Below are 17,196 nucleotides of genomic sequence, written 5' to 3'. Positions count from 1 at the left end.
AGATATCGGCCCGCAAGGGTCACGCAAGTGAGCTTGCGGATGGTTGTTGCTCTGCCTGTGCGCAGGGCTTTTTTATTGCCTGAACGGCACAAGCCCCGGCAGCGCGTTCCGAACCGGACAAGTCAACGGCCGACTTAGGAAGGAACGCCATGAAGAGGCCCGAAAAGGAAGCGGTGGTCGCGCAGCTTACGGAACAGTTCCGTAACGCTGACGCCGTCTACCTGACCGAGTACCGCGGGCTTACCGTTCCGCAGATCTCCGATCTGCGTGAAAAGCTAGGCCGCGATACTTCCTACACCGTGGCTAAGAACACGCTGGCTCGCATCGCCGCCAAGGAAGCAGGCATCGAGGGCCTCGACGAGATTCTCGCCGGCCCGACCGCCATCACCTTCGTGAAGGGTGACTTCATTGAGGCTGCGAAGATCATCCGTGACTTCGCCAAGGATAACAAGGCCCTGGTTATCAAGGGTGCCGCCGCTGACGGCACTGTGTACGATGCCGAGGGTGCCGTGAAGCTGGCGGATCTCAAGTCCCGCCCGCAGCTGCTCGCCGAGTTCGCCGGCGACGTCAAGGCTACGATGGCCAAGGCCGCGTACCTGTTCAACGCTCTGCCGACCAAGGCCGTGCGTACGATCGACGCGCTTCGCGAGAAGCAGGAGAAAGCTGCCTGATTCACTTGCGGCTCGCCGCATGAATCACCACGCTTCAATAACTGAAAACAACCAAGGTTTATTCGGTGGCGGGTTCCACTTCACCGCCGCCAAGTATTGAAAGGAAGCCATTATGGCTAAGTACACCAATGAAGAGCTGCTCGAGGCTTTCGGTGAGATGACCCTGGTCGAGCTCTCCGAGTTCGTCAAGGCCTTCGAGGAGAAGTTCGACGTCGAGGCCGCCGCTCCGGCCGCCGTCGCCGTTGCCGCCGCTCCGGGCGCTGCTGCTCCGGCCGAGGAGGAGAAGGATGAGTTCGACGTCATCCTGTCCGCCGTCGGCGACAAGAAGATCCAGGTCATCAAGGCCGTGCGCGCCATCACCTCCCTGGGTCTGGCCGAGGCCAAGGCCCTCGTGGACGGCGCTCCGAAGCCGGTTCTGGAGAAGGCCAAGAAGGAAGACGCCGAGAAGGCCAAGGCTCAGCTGGAAGAGGCTGGCGCCACCGTCGAGCTCAAGTGATCTGTGCGGTCTTGGACCGCGTGATGCTTGCTGTGACCCCGTCCGCATGGTTTATGCGGGCGGGGTCCGCTCATATGCGGCGCAAGGAGGCGTGTTCGGGGGTATAGTGCCGTTGTACCCCCTAGGGGTGGAGCGCGATGACGCGGACTATCCACTTTGGGCACCTACAATGGTCGGAAATTGTTGATTTCCGGCATGATAATCCGCCGCGTTGCGGGGAAGCATGACACAATGGCAGGTAGTGTGACTACCTGTGGCAGGGTGTGAAAGGAAGGCGATCCGGTGAACGAGGAAACGACGCTGCAATGGGTCATCAGGGCGAACGGCTCTGAGGTGGGGCGGGTCAGCCCGTCCCACAGCGTGGAGATCGGCCGTAAGCCGTTGCGCCCGCTGGCGGATGACGGCATGTCGCGGATCGATGTGCCGGATGAGACCCGTTCGATGTCCAAGCGTCACGCCGTGTTCAGCGTGAGCGAGAACGGCGCGGCCAATGTGCGTGACATGGCGTCCACCAACGGCACGTACGTGGTGCGTGACGATGGCGGTCTGATGCGCCTGCCGCAGAGCGTGGATTTCCTGCTGCCCACGTCGCCGGTGCGCATGCAGTTCGGCGATGTGCCGGTGGATTTCACCCGGGTGGAGCAGGAGGCACCGGAGGAGCCGCAGCCCGCCGTGCCCGATCTGTTCGACTACGCCGTGGGGGAGGGCCGGCAGGAACCCGATGCCGCCGATATGTCAGTGGACGACATCCTGGATCTGCGCGCCGGGGAGCCGACCAGCATGTTCCAGGCCGATAGCGTGAAGCATCGCGCCCAGGAACTGGATGCCGCGCAGCATCAGACATTCGAGCCGTTCCCGTTCGAGCAGGCTGCGGTGCCGCTGACGATCATGCCGGAGACCGAACAGGAGGGGGCCCCGCGCGATCTGTTCGAGGACGCGCAGTCCGCGGGGGTCGACGCCGAGAACCTGCATCTGGACGAGGAGCCCGTTGACGACAATCCGACCGCGCCCCAGAGGGTGGATTCGGTGTGGACGCTGGTTGCCGAACAGCAGGATGGTCAGGCGGAATCCGAGCCGGCTTCCGAACCGCAGTCCGCATCCGAGGAACAAGCCGTGCCGGATACGCAGCCGGCCGTCGAGGAGGCCCGGCCGTCCGAGGAACCTGCGGACGATCCGGCCGCAGGCGTCCCGCTGGTGTTCACGGCGATGACGGCCGACCAGCCCTCGTCCATGCCGGACCTGGACCGCGAACCGGCCGCGCGCGAGGAACCCGCGCCCACGGAGTCCGTGCCCGAGGAATCGGAGCCCGCGGGAATCGCGGAATCGTTCACGCCGGCGTTCGAACCGGGTTCGGTGTTCGAACGGGTGTCCCAGGGGGGATTCGCCCCGCCCGAACCCGCCGTGCAGATCGACGGCATGACCTCCGACGACGCCAAGCGCACCACCGATTTCACCATGCAGTTCGAGATGGCGCGGCATCCGCAGCTGTTACCGTTCCTGGCCATGAATCCCTCGCTGTATGACGATCTGTACGCGTGGCTGGCGGCGCAGGGCAACCAGGACATCGACGAGGCGTTGAGCCGTAACGAGGGCTACCAGGAGTACCGCCGAGCGGTAGGGAAGTGAGTGAAGCGATGAGTGAGAATATGCCGCAGACCGGTACCGGTGTGGAGCGGTTGCGTCTCTGGCGCGAACGCTTCCGCGAAACGCTGGCGCCGTCGCCGCTGGAGGATGCCGAACAGCTTGCCGCCCGTCTCGACCTGACCCACGCGCATCCGTCCGGCATCGCCAAACTGTTCGCCAGCGGCCAGGTTTCGCTGGATTCGTTGTTCCGGGATAACGGGATGTTGCGTGCCGCGGGCCGCCGCATCGAACGGGTGCTGGACGACCGTGCGGCGAAGAGCCGCGTCAGCGGCATGGCGGAACTGTCGCTGGTGGTGGGCATCGCCACGTGGTCGGGCCGGCAGATGCCGGTGCTGCTGTACCCGGTGGACGTCGAACGCCGTGGCGATTCGGTGACCACGGGGACGACCATCCGTTTCACCGGCAGGGTGCATCTGAATTCGGCGTTCGTCAATGAGATGCGCAACGGCGGCGTCGAGCTGGACGAACGCGACCTGTTCGACGGCTCCCACTACGCCACGGGTTCCCCGGAGACGTCGACCGTATTCTCCGCCATCACGAATCTGGCGACGCAGGTGTTCGGTGATTTCGCGATCGAACGGCATATCGTGATCGGCTGCTTCTTCGACCCGTCCACGCAGATGCTGCTGGAGAGCCAGCGCATCATCGACGCACTGGCCCAGGGCCCGACGGGCAACACACTGCTGGATGCGCTGGCCGGGTACGGGAGCGCCGCGGATGCGCTACGCAATGATGCGATCGCCGAGTTCAGCCCGTTCGATGGCGACCCGCACTCGGAATTCGAGGCCGGGGATGTGGATAATGCGACGCGCTACGCGGCCTCGGTGGCCGCGGGCGGGCATTCGGTGGTGCTGGATTGCGCGGCCGGTGTGAACACCGCGGAACAGGCGGTGGCGTTGGCCTCGCGGTGTGTGATGAGCGGCCGCTCGGTGCTGTATGTGCCGTGCGTGTCCGATCAGAAGCGCCGGTTCATGCAGGCGATGCGCGCCAACGAACTGGGCGGCCTGGTGCTGGACTTGGCCGATCCGGATACCAACGGCGCCATCGACAAGCAGCTGATCACGGCGGTCGGCTTCCAGTCCGGGGTGGCGACCTCCCGTTTCGACCAGCTGTCGGATGAACTGGTCGGCGTGCGTTCGCGCCTGACCCGGTACCTGGGCGATCTGCATGGGGTGAACCAGGATTGGGACGTCTCCGCGTATCAGACGATCCAGCATCTGGCGAATATCGCGGAACTGCCGACCCATCCGGCCACCCGGGTGCGGCTGTCGAAGGAGTCTGCGCGTGCGTTGAAGGGGCGTCTGGACGAGTGGTCCGACCGGTTGCGCCGTGCCGGAGAACTGGGCGAGTTCGTGATCGGCCCCGCCGATACCGCCTGGTACAAGGCCTCGCTGTTCACCGAGGAGGAGGCCGTCGCCGCGTACCAGCGGGTCAGTGACGTGCTGCTGAAGATGCTGCCCGCCACCCGCGAGCAGGTGACGAGCGTGGTGCAGACCTGCGGGTTCCCCGTGCCGAACACCGCCAACGATTGGGCGCGTCAGGTGACGGTGCTCAAGAACCTGCGTCGTGTGCTGGATGTGTTCCAGCCGGAGATCTTCGAACGCGACATCAACGCCATGATCGAGGCGAGCAAGTCCAAGGCCGCCCGTAAGGCCGAGGGCACCACGTTGGGCTTCTGGGAGCGGCACCGCCTGCTCAAGGAGGCCAAGAGCCTGCTGCGCGTGGGCGCGCAGGTGGAGAATCTGCACGATGCCCTGCAGGTGGTGGCCCGTCAGGCCGAGCAGTGGCGCGTGTTCGTGCCTCACGGCGGCTGGCCGGTGTTGCCACCGCATCTGGACGACATCATCGACACCCAGGAGCAGCTGGCGGCCGATCTGACGGCGCTGGACACGGTCCTGGCCACCACGCCGTCCGGCGGCGATTTGCAGTCGTTGGATCTCAACCAGGTCGAGACCCGTCTCAAGGCGTTGTATGACGACCGTCTGGCGTTGGACACGCTGCCGGAACGCTGCCGCTTGGAACGCGATTTCCAGACGGTCGGACTCGGCGAGCTCGTCGGCGATCTGAACGCCCGCCGGGTGGATGTGGACGCCGTGGACGGCGAACTGCAGCTGGCCTGGTGGACCACGGTGTTCGAGGACATCGTCCGCTCGTCGGCGATCATCTCGAATCAGGACGGTCTGGCGATGCAGGCCGCCGCGGACCGGTTCGTGCAGGTCGATATCGAGCATGTGCGCTCCGTGGGGCCCATGGTGGCGCAGGAGACGACCCGTCGGCTGTGCGATATGCTGTTCGCCCGCACCCAGGAGGCGAATCTGCTGCACACCACGTTGGCGGGCAGCCACAAGGTGCCGTTGAGTCGCATCCGCCGCGACCATGCGGAGATCTTCGCGGCCGCCAAGCCGGTGCTGGTGGCCACGCCGGCTGCGTTGTCCGCCACCACGGATCCCGAACCGGTGGCCGATGTGGCGGTGATCGATGCGGGGGCCCATATGCAGCCTCTGGAACTGCTGACGATCGCGAGCCGTGTCCGGCAGGTCGTGGTGCTGGCCCACTGCGATACGACGAGCTGCGAGGGGCTGAAGATGTTGACGGATATGCTGCCCCGCATCACGATGAAGCCGTCGTCCTCGCGCCGGTCGCCGCGGCTGACGGCGTTCCTGGAAGCCGAAGGGTACGGCGCGCTGTCCTATGATGTGGCCAAGGCCGGTGGCCAGGGGCATGTGCTGTTCCACCGCATCGAGGCCAACGGCGTGCCGGTGATGACGAGCGGACTGGTGGAGAGCAGCCAGCAGGAGATCGACGAGGTCGTCAGGCTGATCACCGAACGCGCCGCCGAATTCACCATCGTTCCGGCCGGTTATACGCTGACGGTGGTGGTGCTGACCGGCGTCTTCCGGTTGAGGCTGGGCGCCGAGCTCAAGTCGTTGGCGGCCAGGAACAAGTCCATGGACCGGTTCCTGCGCCATGTGCGGCTGGTCGACATCGACGAGGTCACCGGCGCGTACGCCACGGATGTCATCCTGTCGCTGAGCTACGCCAAGACGGCGCACGGCAGGCTGCTGCAGCAGTTCGGCGACGCCGGTTCCGCCGGCGGACGCGGCATGCTGCTGGATGCGCTGGCCCTGACCAGCCGCCATCTGGACATCGTCGCCGCCTTCGGTTCCGAGGACATGGAGGATGAGCGTCTGCACCAGCCCGGCGCCAAACTGCTCAAGTCCATACTCCAGTGGGCCGAGCAGCTGGACGATCAGCCCGTGCTCCCGCAGTCGCTGGACGCCGGCTCCAACGTGCTGTTCAACGACCTGGCCGAGCGCATCCGCAAGCGCGGGCTGGAAGTGGCCGTGGACTACGGGTTCGAGAAGGGTCTGCGCATCCCGATGGTGGTGGGTTTGAAGAACCGTCCGTTCGCGTTGGCGGTGATGACCGACGACACCGGGTTCATGGGCATCCAATCCACGCGCGAACGTCACCGTGTGCTGATGCAGCGGATGCAGACATTGGGCTGGTCGGTGATGACGGTATGGAGCGTGGGCGCGTTCGTCAACCCGGAGAAGGAAGTCGACCGTATCATCGCCCGGCTGGGCGAGCTGTACCGGGACGTGCAATGAGCGGGGAGTATTCGGCAACGCGCCGTACGCCGCGGCGCCATAAGCGCGTGGTACGCCAGGGCAACGAGCTGTTCGACGCCGACGGCGTGAAGCTGGAACCGGGCGATATGCGCACCGAACAGCAGCGCCAGGCCGATGACGACCGTCGGATCCTCGGCGAACTGCCGCCCCATTGGGCGGTGTTCGAGTCTCGTCAGTAGCGCTCCTCGGTGGCCACGGCCACGATCATCCCCTGATCCTGCAACGTCAGGATGCGCAGCGCCTCGTCGGAAGGCAGCGCGAACGGCACCAACGCGGTGCCGCTGCCCGCCTCCGGTTCGGCCGGCATCCCCATCGTCACCGCGCGGGCGGCGATGGCGCACGTCTCCCCGGTATTCGGGGCGTCCGACGGATACGCGGAGCAGATTCCCGAGGCGGTCAGCCCCACGGCATCGCCCGGCAGCAGCCCCTCCCATCCTCCGGACAGCCGCACGTCGATGACCGTGTGCCCCGGCGGCGTCGCCGGACGTTCGCCGGCCAGCGTACCGAGTATCGGCATCCCCTCGGCGATGTCGACCCGCGCGATGAGTCCTTCGGCGTCGGCCACATGCCGCAGCGCGCCGGCGAAGGCATCGGAGGCGGGAACGCTGACCGCCTCCACGTCACCGGCGTGGATGGTCTGCCCGCGGTCGATGTCCGCCGCAGCCAGCAATACGGTCTGGGTCGCCACGGTGGATTCAAGGCATTGCAGGATGGCCAGCACCGCCAGCCCGGCCAGCACGGACGCCAACAGCCGCCGCCCCCGGTCGATGAGTCGCCGCCGCTCCAGACTGGTGCCGGTCCTCGGCGGGCGCATATGAAAACAGTCCATCATGCAAGCATGATGGACTGGCAGGCCGGTTGGGCGCAAGCCTTCGGCGGCAATGTGGTCGAACGGTTCCGGGTTATCCACACCGCCCGTGTCGTTCGGTCACTTGCCCGACGACTTGGATGCGCCGTCGGTGCGGTAGAAGCCGCTGCCCTTGAACTCGATGGGCACGGCCGAATAGATCTTGCGCACCTGCTCCTGTCCGCATTCGGGGCAGACCGTGATCGGGTCGTCCTCGAACGACTGGTGCGCGGTGAAATCGTACGAGCAGTTCTTGCAACGGTAATGATAGGTAGGCAACGCTTATCCTCCACAGGTCATCCACGGGCGCGGCATACGGCCGACCCGTACATATCCTAGTCGTCGCCCTGACAGCGGTGCGCGTATGGCAGAATGGAGCCGTGTCCGTATTCCAACTCTTCCGTGGTGGCCTCTGGTCGTCCTCGAACGCCATCCGTATGCCCCATGAACTGAACGCGCCGGAGGGTTGCCCGCCCATTCGGCTGCGTCCGCTGACGGTGGAGGACTCCTCTGAGTGGAACGAGGTCCGGTGGCGCAACGACGACTGGCTCTCCCCATGGGAATCGGGCGATCCGATGCACGGCCCGGGCATGAGCTACAACGCGTGGATCGCCTGGCAGCGCCGCAGCGAGCAGGCGGGCACCGGTGCCATCTTCGCGATCGAATACCAGTGGCGGATCGTCGGGCAGATCTCGATCGGGGCGATCTGCTACGGGGCGATGCGCAGCGGTGTCATCGGCTACTGGGTGGACGAATCGTATATCGGCAGGGGATTCGCCCCGACGGCGGTGGCGGTGCTCGCCGACTGGGCACTGACCGATGCCGCCGGCCCGCGGTTGCACCGCCTGGAGATCGCGGTCCTGCCGGAGAACGAGCGCTCGCTGGCCGTGGCGCGGAAGGTCGGGGCCCGGCACGAGGGTATACGATCGCGCTATATGTATGTGCGGGGGCAATGGCGGGACCATGAGACCTTCGCGCTGCTGGCGGAGGACGCGGGGGAGGGGTTCGCGAGGCGGCTTTCGTCCCGACACGCCCGGAGCGAATAGCGCGAGATTTGCCAAAGTCTCCTATTCTTGAGGGATATGGGTTACGAATCGCTGAGCACCGTCATCGTGCTGGTGATCGTCGTACTCATGTTGGCCGTATGGCTGCCCAGAAGGACGGTCAACGGTATGAAACATGTGATGGAGCATCGCGAGGACCGGTATTCCTCGTCGCTGCATCTGGTGGACGCAGACAGCGGGACCAAGTTCTCGGACGTGCGCACGCCGCAGGCGAAAGGGGCAATCATGCAGCCAAGCCAGCCGCACAAGGCCATGTCGGCGGCGGAGCATATCGCACAGGTACGGCGTATGCGCCGCGAGGCCGCGCGTCGCCGCGCCGTCATCGCGGGCGTGCTGGCGGCGGCCACGGTCGTCGTCATCGTCCTGGCGGTTGTCCTGCGTTTCAGCCCGCTGTTCGCGCTGATTCCCGGCGGACTGCTGCTGGCGGTGCTGGGACTGGGTGTCAACGCCGCCCGCCACGCGCGCGCGTGGGAGCGCAAGGTGGCGGAACGCCGTGCCAGGAGATCGCAGGCCAAGCCCGTCCAGCCGGTTGTTCAGGCCCGTGAGCGGGATGCGTCCGCGGCTCCGACCGAGGCGATGGAGCAGCGGGAGATCCGCAGGGCGCTGCGGGAGTCGGAGGAGGAGAAGGCCCGCGTCCAGGCGCGCCGTGAGGCCCGTCGTGCCGATGTCGTGGATGTCGACTCGGTGGTGGTCGAGGAGCGCACCGATGACGACCGCATCGTCATGCAGCGTGACGATGCCCGGAACGACGACGTCCCGCATGCCGAGGCGCCCCACGCCGAGAACGAGCAGGCGGTGCCGGCCGACGCCACCACCGAACTCGATGAGGTCCGCCCCGCGCGGGCGTTGGACGCGTTCGAGGTCGCGGCGTCTCAGGACCTGATCTCCTTCACGCTGGGGGAGCCGAGGAACGGGTTCGATGTGCGCCCCGAGGCACCCGAAAGCCTGGAGATCCGTTCGACCCGTCAGGTGGCCAAGGCGGTACCGGTGGAGGAGGAGCCCGCCGATGCCCAGCCTCAGCCTGCCGCGCAGGACGAGCCGGTTGTGCAGGGTGCGCAGGACGACGCGGCTGAATCCGAGGGCGTGTCCTTCCATGATGCCGAGGTCGCGGCGCAGGTCGAGGCCCCGGTGGCGACCAGCGAGTCGCTCGGCACGGGCCTGGAGACCATCCTGGCGCGCCGTGGGGCTTGATTTTCCAAGCTGTTCACTCTCAGCGTTAGCACTCGAGTTGGCAGAGTGCTAAAAATCGCGCTACGATAAATCCTAGCGCGAAGGAACGGCAGCGCGGGTGTTCGTCAGCCTCCCGTCCTGCAGGGCCGTCGCGGAAGACCATATCGTTACTCTTACTAGAAAGAGGAGGTCCACAGTGTCGATCTCACTCACACCGTTGGAAGACAAGATCATCGTCAAGCAGGCCGAGGCCGAGACCCAGACCGCGTCGGGTCTGTACATCCCGGACAACGCCAAGGAGAAGCCGCAGCAGGGTGAAGTCCTGGCCGTCGGTCCGGGCCGCCGCGACGACAAGGGCGAGCGCATCCCGATGGACGTCAAGGTCGGCGACAAGGTGCTGTACTCCAAGTACGGCGGCACCGAGGTGCACTATGAGGGCGAGGACTACCTGATCGTCTCCTCGCGTGACCTGCTCGCCATCATCGGCTGAGTCGATCCGAACAACCGTTGCAGTGGGCGCTCCGGAGGAATCCGGGGCGCCCACTGCCATATGCGCGGCGTGCATCCGTCCATGCTCGTTCGGCATTGCCCTGAATCAAGCGTCATGCGGTACAGTGGATGGCAACGGGACTGTTGAGGGGGTGGCCATGGAACATTCCGAACCCGTGCCGACGGAGGAATCCACGACTCTGGCGAACGCGCTCGTCGATGCGCTGGACGCGGTGCTGTCCTGCTCGCGCAGTGTGGTGGAGCTGGCCGTCGCCACCTTCATCGCCGGAGGGCACCTGCTGCTGGAGGACGTGCCCGGCGTCGGCAAGACCACGCTGGCCCGTGCGCTCGGCACCGCCATCGGCGGCGACACCCGTCGCATCCAATTCACGCCGGACATGCTGCCCGGCGATCTGACCGGCGTCAGCGTCTACAACCAACGCACCGGCAGCTTCGACTTCCATCCGGGGCCGCTGTTCGCCAACATCGTCATCGCCGACGAGGTCAACCGTGCGAACCCCAAGGCCCAATCGGCCATGCTGGAGGCCATGGGCGAAGGCCAGGTCAGTGCCGACGGCCGCACCTGGCCGCTGCCCGATCCCTTCTTCGTGGTGGCCACGCAGAACCCCATCGAGCTGGAAGGCACCTATCCGCTGCCCGAGGCGCAGCTCGACCGGTTCATGGCCTGCACGGGCTTCGGATACCCCACGGCGGAGGCGGAATGCGCGATGCTGACCTCGCCGGACAGCGCGCAACCGCTGCGTTCGCTGCATGAGATCTGCACCGTCGAACAGGCCCAGGCCATGCGCGCGGCCGTGGCGCAGATCATGCTCTCGACCCCGGTGGCGCGGTACATCGTGGACATCGTATCCGCCACACGCGCGCATACCGGCATCCGGTACGGCGCTTCGCCCCGCGCCGGACTGCATCTGGCCGCCATGGCCCGGGCGAAGGCGCTGATGGCGGGCCGTGGCTTCGTCATCCCCGACGACGTGCGCGCCGTGGCCGTGCCGGTGCTCGGACACCGCCTGGTGCTGCAGGACGGCGGCTATGGTGTGGCCGTCATGAAACATGCCAAGCGTCTGGTGACGGAGATCCTCGACCAGGTGGCGGTGCCGCGTGCCGAACGACGGACGGCCGTCGGCGGTTTCATGCGCCACGAGAGGTGACATGATGGGCATCCGGCGCGGCAAGGCAGGCAGGATAAGGCCCCGCCGTGCCCACTGGTGCCGATTCGCGCTGATACGCCCGAGCGTCGGCGGCTGGGCGATGATCCCGGTCGCCGTGGCGGTCTGGTATATGGCGCTGCTGCTGGACGAGCGCACGTTGGTGGCCGCTGCACTCACGCTCACCGCCGCATGGGGCTTGGACCTGGTGATGACGGTGGTGCAGGGCGTGCTGATCGCCACATCGTCTCTCCCGCCGACGCATCCAACAACAACCGTGCAGATCGAACGGTTGAACGCGGACGGGCACCGGCTCGAACGGTATGTGGGCTTGCCGCAGGATACGCGCGGCTGGTACCGGCGCGTGGCACGGGTCGTCCGATGGCGCTCGCCGATGCGACTGTTCGCCGGGCGTGTGCCGGTCCGCGACGGCGGCGAGTTCGTCATCCTGCCCGACGCCGCGGCCTCGTCCGGGAGCCAACATGCCACCGACGCCCGCCTGCAGGGGCAGGACCGCACCGAATCCACGGGCACGGTCCGCGCCTATACGCCCGGCGACTCGCCGAATCTCATCGCCTGGCGTCACAGCGCGCACCGCGGCACGCTGATGACCCGCGAAAGCGGACGTGACACACGCGCCACGCTGATCATCGTCCTCGATACAACCGTGGACCGGGCCGCCGGTGACCGGGGATTCGATGGGCACGTCATCCGCGCGCAACAGCTGCTGCCGTCCATGCCGTCCACGAACCGCCTCGTCGTGACCGACGGCATCCATATGGCGAACGACTACACCTCCGCCTTGCGATTGCTGGCCGCCGTCACGCCCGCCGCGCAGCCCCGCCTTCAACCGGACGCCGATCGGACTCCATCCGCCGTCAATCGGACGCCATCCGACCCCGCTGACGCCGCCGACGCCGCCGATTCGGCCGCCCCGCAGCGTGCGGCCGCGACCATTGCCGCAGCGGCAGCCGCGCCGGGGCACGGGCCGGTCACCATCGCCGTTATCACCAGCCAGCCGCAAGGACCGCTGGTACAGGCCATCCGCACCGCGATTGCGGGAGCGCGGACCCTACCTGTGCAACCCTGGCATGAGGCGGCGGAGCGCATGATCGCCACGTCGCTGCCGGAACGCCGCAGCGGTGCGCCAACCGGCCGCCGCCGTGACCGCAGCCCGGTCATCGACGCGCGCGATCGATCCCGCGGAATCCATGCCCAGGACAACCCGCCGTCGCCGACCGTCGCCCTGCGCCTGGTCCGTATCGGCGTCCTGGCCGCGTACGTCGCGCTGACCATCATGGGAGCTGCCGGACTGGCCGATGCGAACGGCTGGTGGCCTTGGGCGGCCGGGCTGATGCTGGCGGCCGTCATCGCGGAATCCTCGATCCCCAGCCGCACGCCTCTGCGCGGCGCATTGCGCGTGGTCGGCATGGCCGTGCTGCTGGCCGTGGCCGGACTGACGGCGGCGGGCATACGCATCGACGCCGGTTCCGTGCTGGATGCGGCGGGAACCGTACCAGGACCCTCGGCGGGCGGCGGGACGCCGGGCGTGTGGGACGTCATCCGGTTGCTGCCGGATATGGCTGCGGCCACCGTGCAGGGCGCGGCCACCGTGGGATTCGAGAGCCTGCGCAGGCAGCTGCCGCCGTTGACGGTCAATCCGGCCGGCGACGCGTTCCTGATCATCGTCTGCGCGCTGGCCGCCATCGCGATCCGCTGCCTGCTGTACTGGCGCGTCGGCGTGCCGCTGCTGGCGTTGCTGCCGCTGACCGCGCTCGCCGCCGACTACAGTCTGGTCGGGCACGCGGCGGCCTGGTGGCAGGTGCTGCTGCTGGTTGTGGCGTTCGTACTCTCGCTGCTGACGGCACGCGGTACCATCGGCGTGCCGCCGGCCGTGTGCGCGGCGGTGGTGGCGGCGGTGACCACGCTGGCGACGGCGTTGACGCCGGCCACGCTGTCGCTGGCCTATAACGTGCCGCTGTCCATCGGGGAATCGACCGGTCTGTTCACCTCGAACACCGTCAACCCAATGGTCGATCTGCGTCGGACCCTGCAATCGCGGTCGCGGGCCGTGGTGCTCACCTATGAGTCGGGCACGCCGCTGACGCTGCGCATGGCCACGTTGGGCGATTTCGACGGCGACACCTGGAGCTATGAGGAGCAGTTCGCCAAGGACGGCAGCCTCTACGGCTCGGGCATCCAGCTCGGCCGTGACAGCAGCAACACACTGAGCGACGAGGAACGTACGGCAGGCATGATGACGCCGTTGCCGCTGTATCTGATCGTCTCATACCTGACAAGGGGCGGCGAGACGCATGGCCTGCTCGGAGACGGCACCCCCTACTCCGAATTCGCGTTTTCCCCGCAGCACTTCGTCAACTATGCCACCATCACCATCGACCGGCTCAACTCCCGTTTCCTGCCCATGCCGGGCATCATCAACCCGAATTCATTGCAGTTCGGGTCGTCGACCCATACCGGATGGCTGTGCTACTCGGACGGCACGGTGTACAACCGCACAACGGTCGCCGCACAGGGTACGCGATATTACGCGGAGGGCCTGTATCCCGACCCCATCGGTGCCGACGACGGGTTCGCGCAGATCGACAGCCTCGATGATTGGCGCGAGCAGCTCCTGGACATGGAGCAGTCCCCGGACTGGCCGACCCGCACGGCGGCGCGACTGCGGTACATCGCGGCGGGCAACGCCCGTCAGGTCAACGGCTGGATGCTGATCCCCCTGACCGGGGACTTCGACAACCCGCAGTCGGCGTTAATCTGGCGTGACGCGGCGGGCAATGAGGTGAGCCGAGACAACGAGGAGTTCACCGACGCCGTCCAATTGAGCGGCGACGAATCGCTCATCGTGTTCCAAGGCAGCGGCAACACGGCCACCGCCGCGCTGCCTTTGTACGATCCGTCCGAATACTACGGAGACGGTGCCGCTTCCGAGGATGGTGCCGTTGACGAGGACGGTGCCGTTGACGAGGACGGTACCGTGTCCGGGGACGGCGTCGTGTCCAGTGATCCCGTACTGGATGAACTCCTCGGCATGACCGGGCGTTTCAACGCCGAAGGCGGTGAACGGCAGCGTGCCGAGGAAGAGGCTCTAGCCGACCTGCAGGACATCAGTCAGAGGGAGGGACTGGATGCCAGCGGGGTGATGATTTATGACGGGCTTTCTCTGGTCGTCTCCCCGGCCGACTCACCGTGGCTGCGCCAGGCGCTCGCCGAGGTGGAGCGCAATCAGGAGCGCGTACACGACCAGTACACGGCGTTGCCCGACGGCCTGCCGCAATCCGTCCACGCCGTGGTGACTCAGGCGCAATCCGATGGCGTGACGGTTCCGGCGGCCGACCATGACGAGCAGATCGCCGCCATGCGTTGGCTGGTCGACTACTTCACCGATCCGGACAACGGCTTCGTCTACACGCTGGACGCCCCCGACGGCGACGGCCGCAACAACCTGGAGGTCGTCGGCGACTTCCTGGAACGACGGTCCGGCTACTGTACGCACTACGCCTCCGCCCTGGCCGTGCTCGGCCGCGCGCTGGGTGTGCCGACGCGTATGGTGCTCGGCTACACCGCCAGTGGCGTTCAGGCCGAGGCCGATTTTACCTACGAGGTGAGCGCCGACCAGCTGCACGCCTGGGTGGAGGCCTACATCGACGACGTCGGCTGGGTGCCGTTCGACGTCACACCCGCTTCCGCGGATGACGCCGAGGCCGACGATACGGATACCCCGGCGGCCCAGGCCGGGGACGACGCCGACGCCCTGCTGTCGGAGGGTGACGCCGATACCGCTGATGGGGACGACACTACCAAGGACGGCGACACGCCGGATACCGACGGGAACGCGGGCGACGACGGCGGGGCAACCTCCGCGCAGCAGACCGCGGATGCTGACGGCTCGCCGTCACCTGCGACCTCTCTGGCATGGGCGGCCGGCGGCATCGGCGTGGTGCTGGCGGTCACGGCGCTGTGCTGCCTGCCGATGCTGGTGCGACGGCGACGTCGGAGACGACGGCTGCGCATCGCATCCGGAACCGGCGCCGACGGGGAACGGTGGATCGCCGCATGGCAGGAGATCGTGGACAGTGCGTGGGACAACGGCGTGCGCTGGGGTAAGGCCGAAACCGATCGCGATATCGTGCGGCGCATCACCGACCGGCTGGAATCCGGCTCGTCGGTGGGAACGGAAACCATCGAACAGGTCGGCCGTATCGCCGTCCAGGCAACAGCGGCGGCCTTCGGCGGCACGTCCGAACACGCCGGGGACCTCGCGCCCATCGTCGAGTCCGCAGTGGAGGCGATGCGGGCGACCAACGCCGCGCCGCGGTATCGCCGCATCCTCGGCGTCCTGTGCCCCGCATCCCTGTTCCGCGCACGCAGGTAGCCCCGCTCTCATGCCGAGAACGCGGCGCTTCCGCGGCCGGAGGCGGGACTAGGATGGGGTTATGAGTTTCAAACATCGCAGCATTCTTGACACCATCCCCGGATACAAGCAGGGCAAGCCGGCGCCGGCCAAGCCCGGCCAGCGCACGTTCAAGCTGTCCAGCAACGAGAACGCCTTCGAGCCGCTGCCCAGCGTGGCCGAGGCCATTACCAGCCAGGCCACCGGCCGCATGAACCGCTACCCGGACATGCGCGGCTGGGCCGTGGTCGAACGGCTGGCCGAGCGCTACGGCGTGGAGGCGGAGAACGTCATGCTCGGCTGCGGATCCACCGAGGTCATCACCATGCTGGTGAACCTGGTGGCCGGTCCGGGCGACGAGATCGTCTACCCGTGGCGCAGCTTCGAGGCGTACCCGCTGATCGTGGCCGGCGCCGGCGCCACCAGCGTGCAGGTGCCGAACCTGCCGGACGGCTCGCATGACGTGGACGGGCTGATTGCCGCGGTCAACGACCGCACGCGCCTGGTCATCGTCAACAATCCGAACAACCCCACCTCCACGTCGATCTCGGACGCCGATGCGCGCCGCATCATGCAGGCCGTGCCTTCCGACGTGCTCGTGCTGTTCGACGAGGCCTACATCCAGTTCAACACCGCCGCCGACACGAGCGTGGCGATGGACCTGTTCCGCGAGTATCCGAATGTGGTGGTGGCCCACACGTTCTCCAAGGCCTACGGCCTGGCCGGCCTGCGAATCGGCTACGCGATCGCGCCCGCCGACGTGGTGGAGGGCATGAGCAAGGTGGCGCTGCCGTTCGGCGTGACCGAAACCGCGCAGGTGGCGGCCGTCGCCTCGCTGGACGCGCAGGAGGAGCTGGACGAGCGCGTGCGGGCGATCATCGCCGAACGCGACCGTGTGGTGACGGCGCTGCGCGAGCAGGGGTGGGAGTTCCCGACCCCGTACGCGAACTACTTCTGGCTGCCGCTGGGCGAGCGGACCGGGCAGGCCGCGGCCGCGTTCACGGAGCAGGGCCTGTCGACCCGCGTGTTCCCCGGCGAGGGCGTCCGCATCTCCGTCGGCGAGCCCGAGGCCAACGATCTGGTCATCAAGGTCTGCGCGGAGCTCAAGGCTCAAGGACTGTAATCCGACACGCCGAGGACGCCGTTCCGCATGCGCCGGTGGATGATCCGGGCCCTGGAATCCACCGGCGCGACACGCTGAATATGCAGGGTGCGACACGCTGAAACCAATGTTCCGAAAAGGGCATTATTCCAAGGGTTTCGTGTGGTGTGACCCGATGGCTGGCGCGCGGGTGACTTGCGGATTTCCTCAGGCTGTGCCATGATAGCCAAGTTGCCGGTTGAGGCCACGGTCGCTTGCGGTAACACGGCGGATTTCCCAAGCGGTCAAAGGGACCTGACTGTAAATCAGGCGCTTCGTGCTTCAGTGGTTCGAATCCACTATCCGCCACGCCTCGGTAGCTCAGTGGTAGAGCACTTCCTTGGTAAGGAAGAGGTCGTGAGTCCGATTCTCACCCGAGGCTCTCTGGCGGGGTAGCTCAGCTGGTTAGAGCGTACGACTCATAATCGTAAGGTCAAGAGTTCGAGTCTCTTCCTCGCTACA

General features: G+C 66.8%; 13 protein-coding genes and 3 tRNA genes. 14 read left to right on the top strand and 2 right to left on the bottom strand.

Features of this window, described 5'->3' with window-relative positions; translation table 11 throughout:
• The first annotated feature begins 149 nt into the window (after positions 1–149).
• The 5 genes from rplJ (at position 150) to BIGA_RS06325 (ending at position 6,622) form a co-directional block, all read left to right on the top strand.
• Positions 150–671, top strand: coding sequence for a 50S ribosomal protein L10 (gene rplJ / locus BIGA_RS06345; RefSeq protein WP_033505304.1), 522 nt, complete (start codon positions 150–152; stop codon positions 669–671).
• Between the two features lie 112 nt (positions 672–783).
• Positions 784–1,167 carry a 50S ribosomal protein L7/L12 gene (gene rplL, locus BIGA_RS06340; RefSeq protein ID WP_033505302.1) on the top strand — a complete coding sequence of 128 codons (384 nt, stop codon included), beginning with the start codon at positions 784–786 and terminating at the stop codon, positions 1,165–1,167.
• 282 nt (positions 1,168–1,449) lie between these two features.
• Positions 1,450–2,793, top strand: a complete 1,344-nt coding sequence (locus tag BIGA_RS06335; protein ID WP_033505300.1) for a variant leucine-rich repeat-containing protein — start codon at positions 1,450–1,452, stop codon at positions 2,791–2,793.
• An 8-nt stretch (positions 2,794–2,801) separates the two neighbouring features.
• Entirely contained in the window at positions 2,802–6,422 is a 3,621-nt protein-coding gene (locus tag BIGA_RS06330) for a helicase (protein WP_033505299.1), read from the top strand.
• Positions 6,419–6,622, top strand: coding sequence for a hypothetical protein (locus BIGA_RS06325; RefSeq protein WP_033505297.1), 204 nt, complete (start codon positions 6,419–6,421; stop codon positions 6,620–6,622). The genes BIGA_RS06330 and BIGA_RS06325 overlap by 4 nt, the downstream gene beginning before the upstream one ends.
• Here the strand turns inward: BIGA_RS06325 and BIGA_RS06320 are convergent.
• Positions 6,616–7,275 carry an SAF domain-containing protein gene (locus BIGA_RS06320; RefSeq protein WP_152595009.1) on the bottom strand — a complete coding sequence of 220 codons (660 nt, stop codon included), beginning with the start codon at positions 7,273–7,275 and terminating at the stop codon, positions 6,616–6,618. The two genes, BIGA_RS06325 and BIGA_RS06320, sit on opposite strands and share 7 nt — an antisense overlap.
• Positions 7,276–7,371: 96 nt before the next feature.
• On the bottom strand, positions 7,372–7,569 hold the full coding sequence (locus BIGA_RS06315) for an FmdB family zinc ribbon protein (protein ID WP_033505294.1): 198 nt from the start codon (positions 7,567–7,569) through the stop codon (positions 7,372–7,374).
• 158 nt (positions 7,570–7,727) lie between these two features.
• Between BIGA_RS06315 and BIGA_RS06310 the strand changes: the two genes are divergently transcribed.
• The 9 genes from BIGA_RS06310 to BIGA_RS06270 all read left to right on the top strand — a co-directional run bounded on the left by BIGA_RS06310 (position 7,728) and on the right by BIGA_RS06270 (position 17,194).
• Positions 7,728–8,336, top strand: coding sequence for a GNAT family N-acetyltransferase (locus tag BIGA_RS06310; protein WP_081929570.1), 609 nt, complete (start codon positions 7,728–7,730; stop codon positions 8,334–8,336).
• 36 nt (positions 8,337–8,372) lie between these two features.
• Positions 8,373–9,545, top strand: coding sequence for a hypothetical protein (locus BIGA_RS06305; RefSeq protein ID WP_033505290.1), 1,173 nt, complete (start codon positions 8,373–8,375; stop codon positions 9,543–9,545).
• Positions 9,546–9,720: 175 nt separating this feature from the next.
• The gene (gene groES / locus BIGA_RS06300) at positions 9,721–10,014 is read left to right on the top strand and encodes a co-chaperone GroES (RefSeq protein WP_033505288.1); all 294 of its coding nucleotides are present in this window, start codon (positions 9,721–9,723) and stop codon (positions 10,012–10,014) included.
• Positions 10,015–10,171: 157 nt separating this feature from the next.
• Positions 10,172–11,182: an AAA family ATPase gene (locus BIGA_RS06295; RefSeq protein WP_051917140.1), complete on the top strand. Its 1,011-nt coding sequence runs from the start codon at positions 10,172–10,174 to the stop codon at positions 11,180–11,182.
• A 1-nt stretch (position 11,183) separates the two neighbouring features.
• Positions 11,184–15,575 carry a transglutaminaseTgpA domain-containing protein gene (locus BIGA_RS06290; protein WP_033505287.1) on the top strand — a complete coding sequence of 1,464 codons (4,392 nt, stop codon included), beginning with the start codon at positions 11,184–11,186 and terminating at the stop codon, positions 15,573–15,575.
• A gap of 61 nt (positions 15,576–15,636) precedes the next feature.
• A complete protein-coding gene (locus BIGA_RS06285) occupies positions 15,637–16,716 on the top strand; it encodes a histidinol-phosphate transaminase (RefSeq protein ID WP_033505285.1) in 1,080 nt (359 codons plus the stop codon).
• Positions 16,717–16,961: 245 nt separating this feature from the next.
• Positions 16,962–17,043: transfer RNA gene (locus tag BIGA_RS06280), tRNA-Tyr, on the top strand.
• A gap of 1 nt (position 17,044) precedes the next feature.
• Positions 17,045–17,116: transfer RNA gene (locus BIGA_RS06275), tRNA-Thr, on the top strand.
• A gap of 4 nt (positions 17,117–17,120) precedes the next feature.
• A tRNA-Met gene (locus BIGA_RS06270) sits at positions 17,121–17,194 on the top strand.
• Positions 17,195–17,196: the final 2 nt, after the last annotated feature.

It is taken from the genome of Bifidobacterium pullorum subsp. gallinarum, from assembly GCF_000741215.1.
Taxonomy (GTDB): Bacteria; Actinomycetota; Actinomycetes; order Actinomycetales; family Bifidobacteriaceae; genus Bifidobacterium; species Bifidobacterium pullorum_B.
This window is presented reverse-complemented; position numbering and strand designations above follow the sequence as displayed.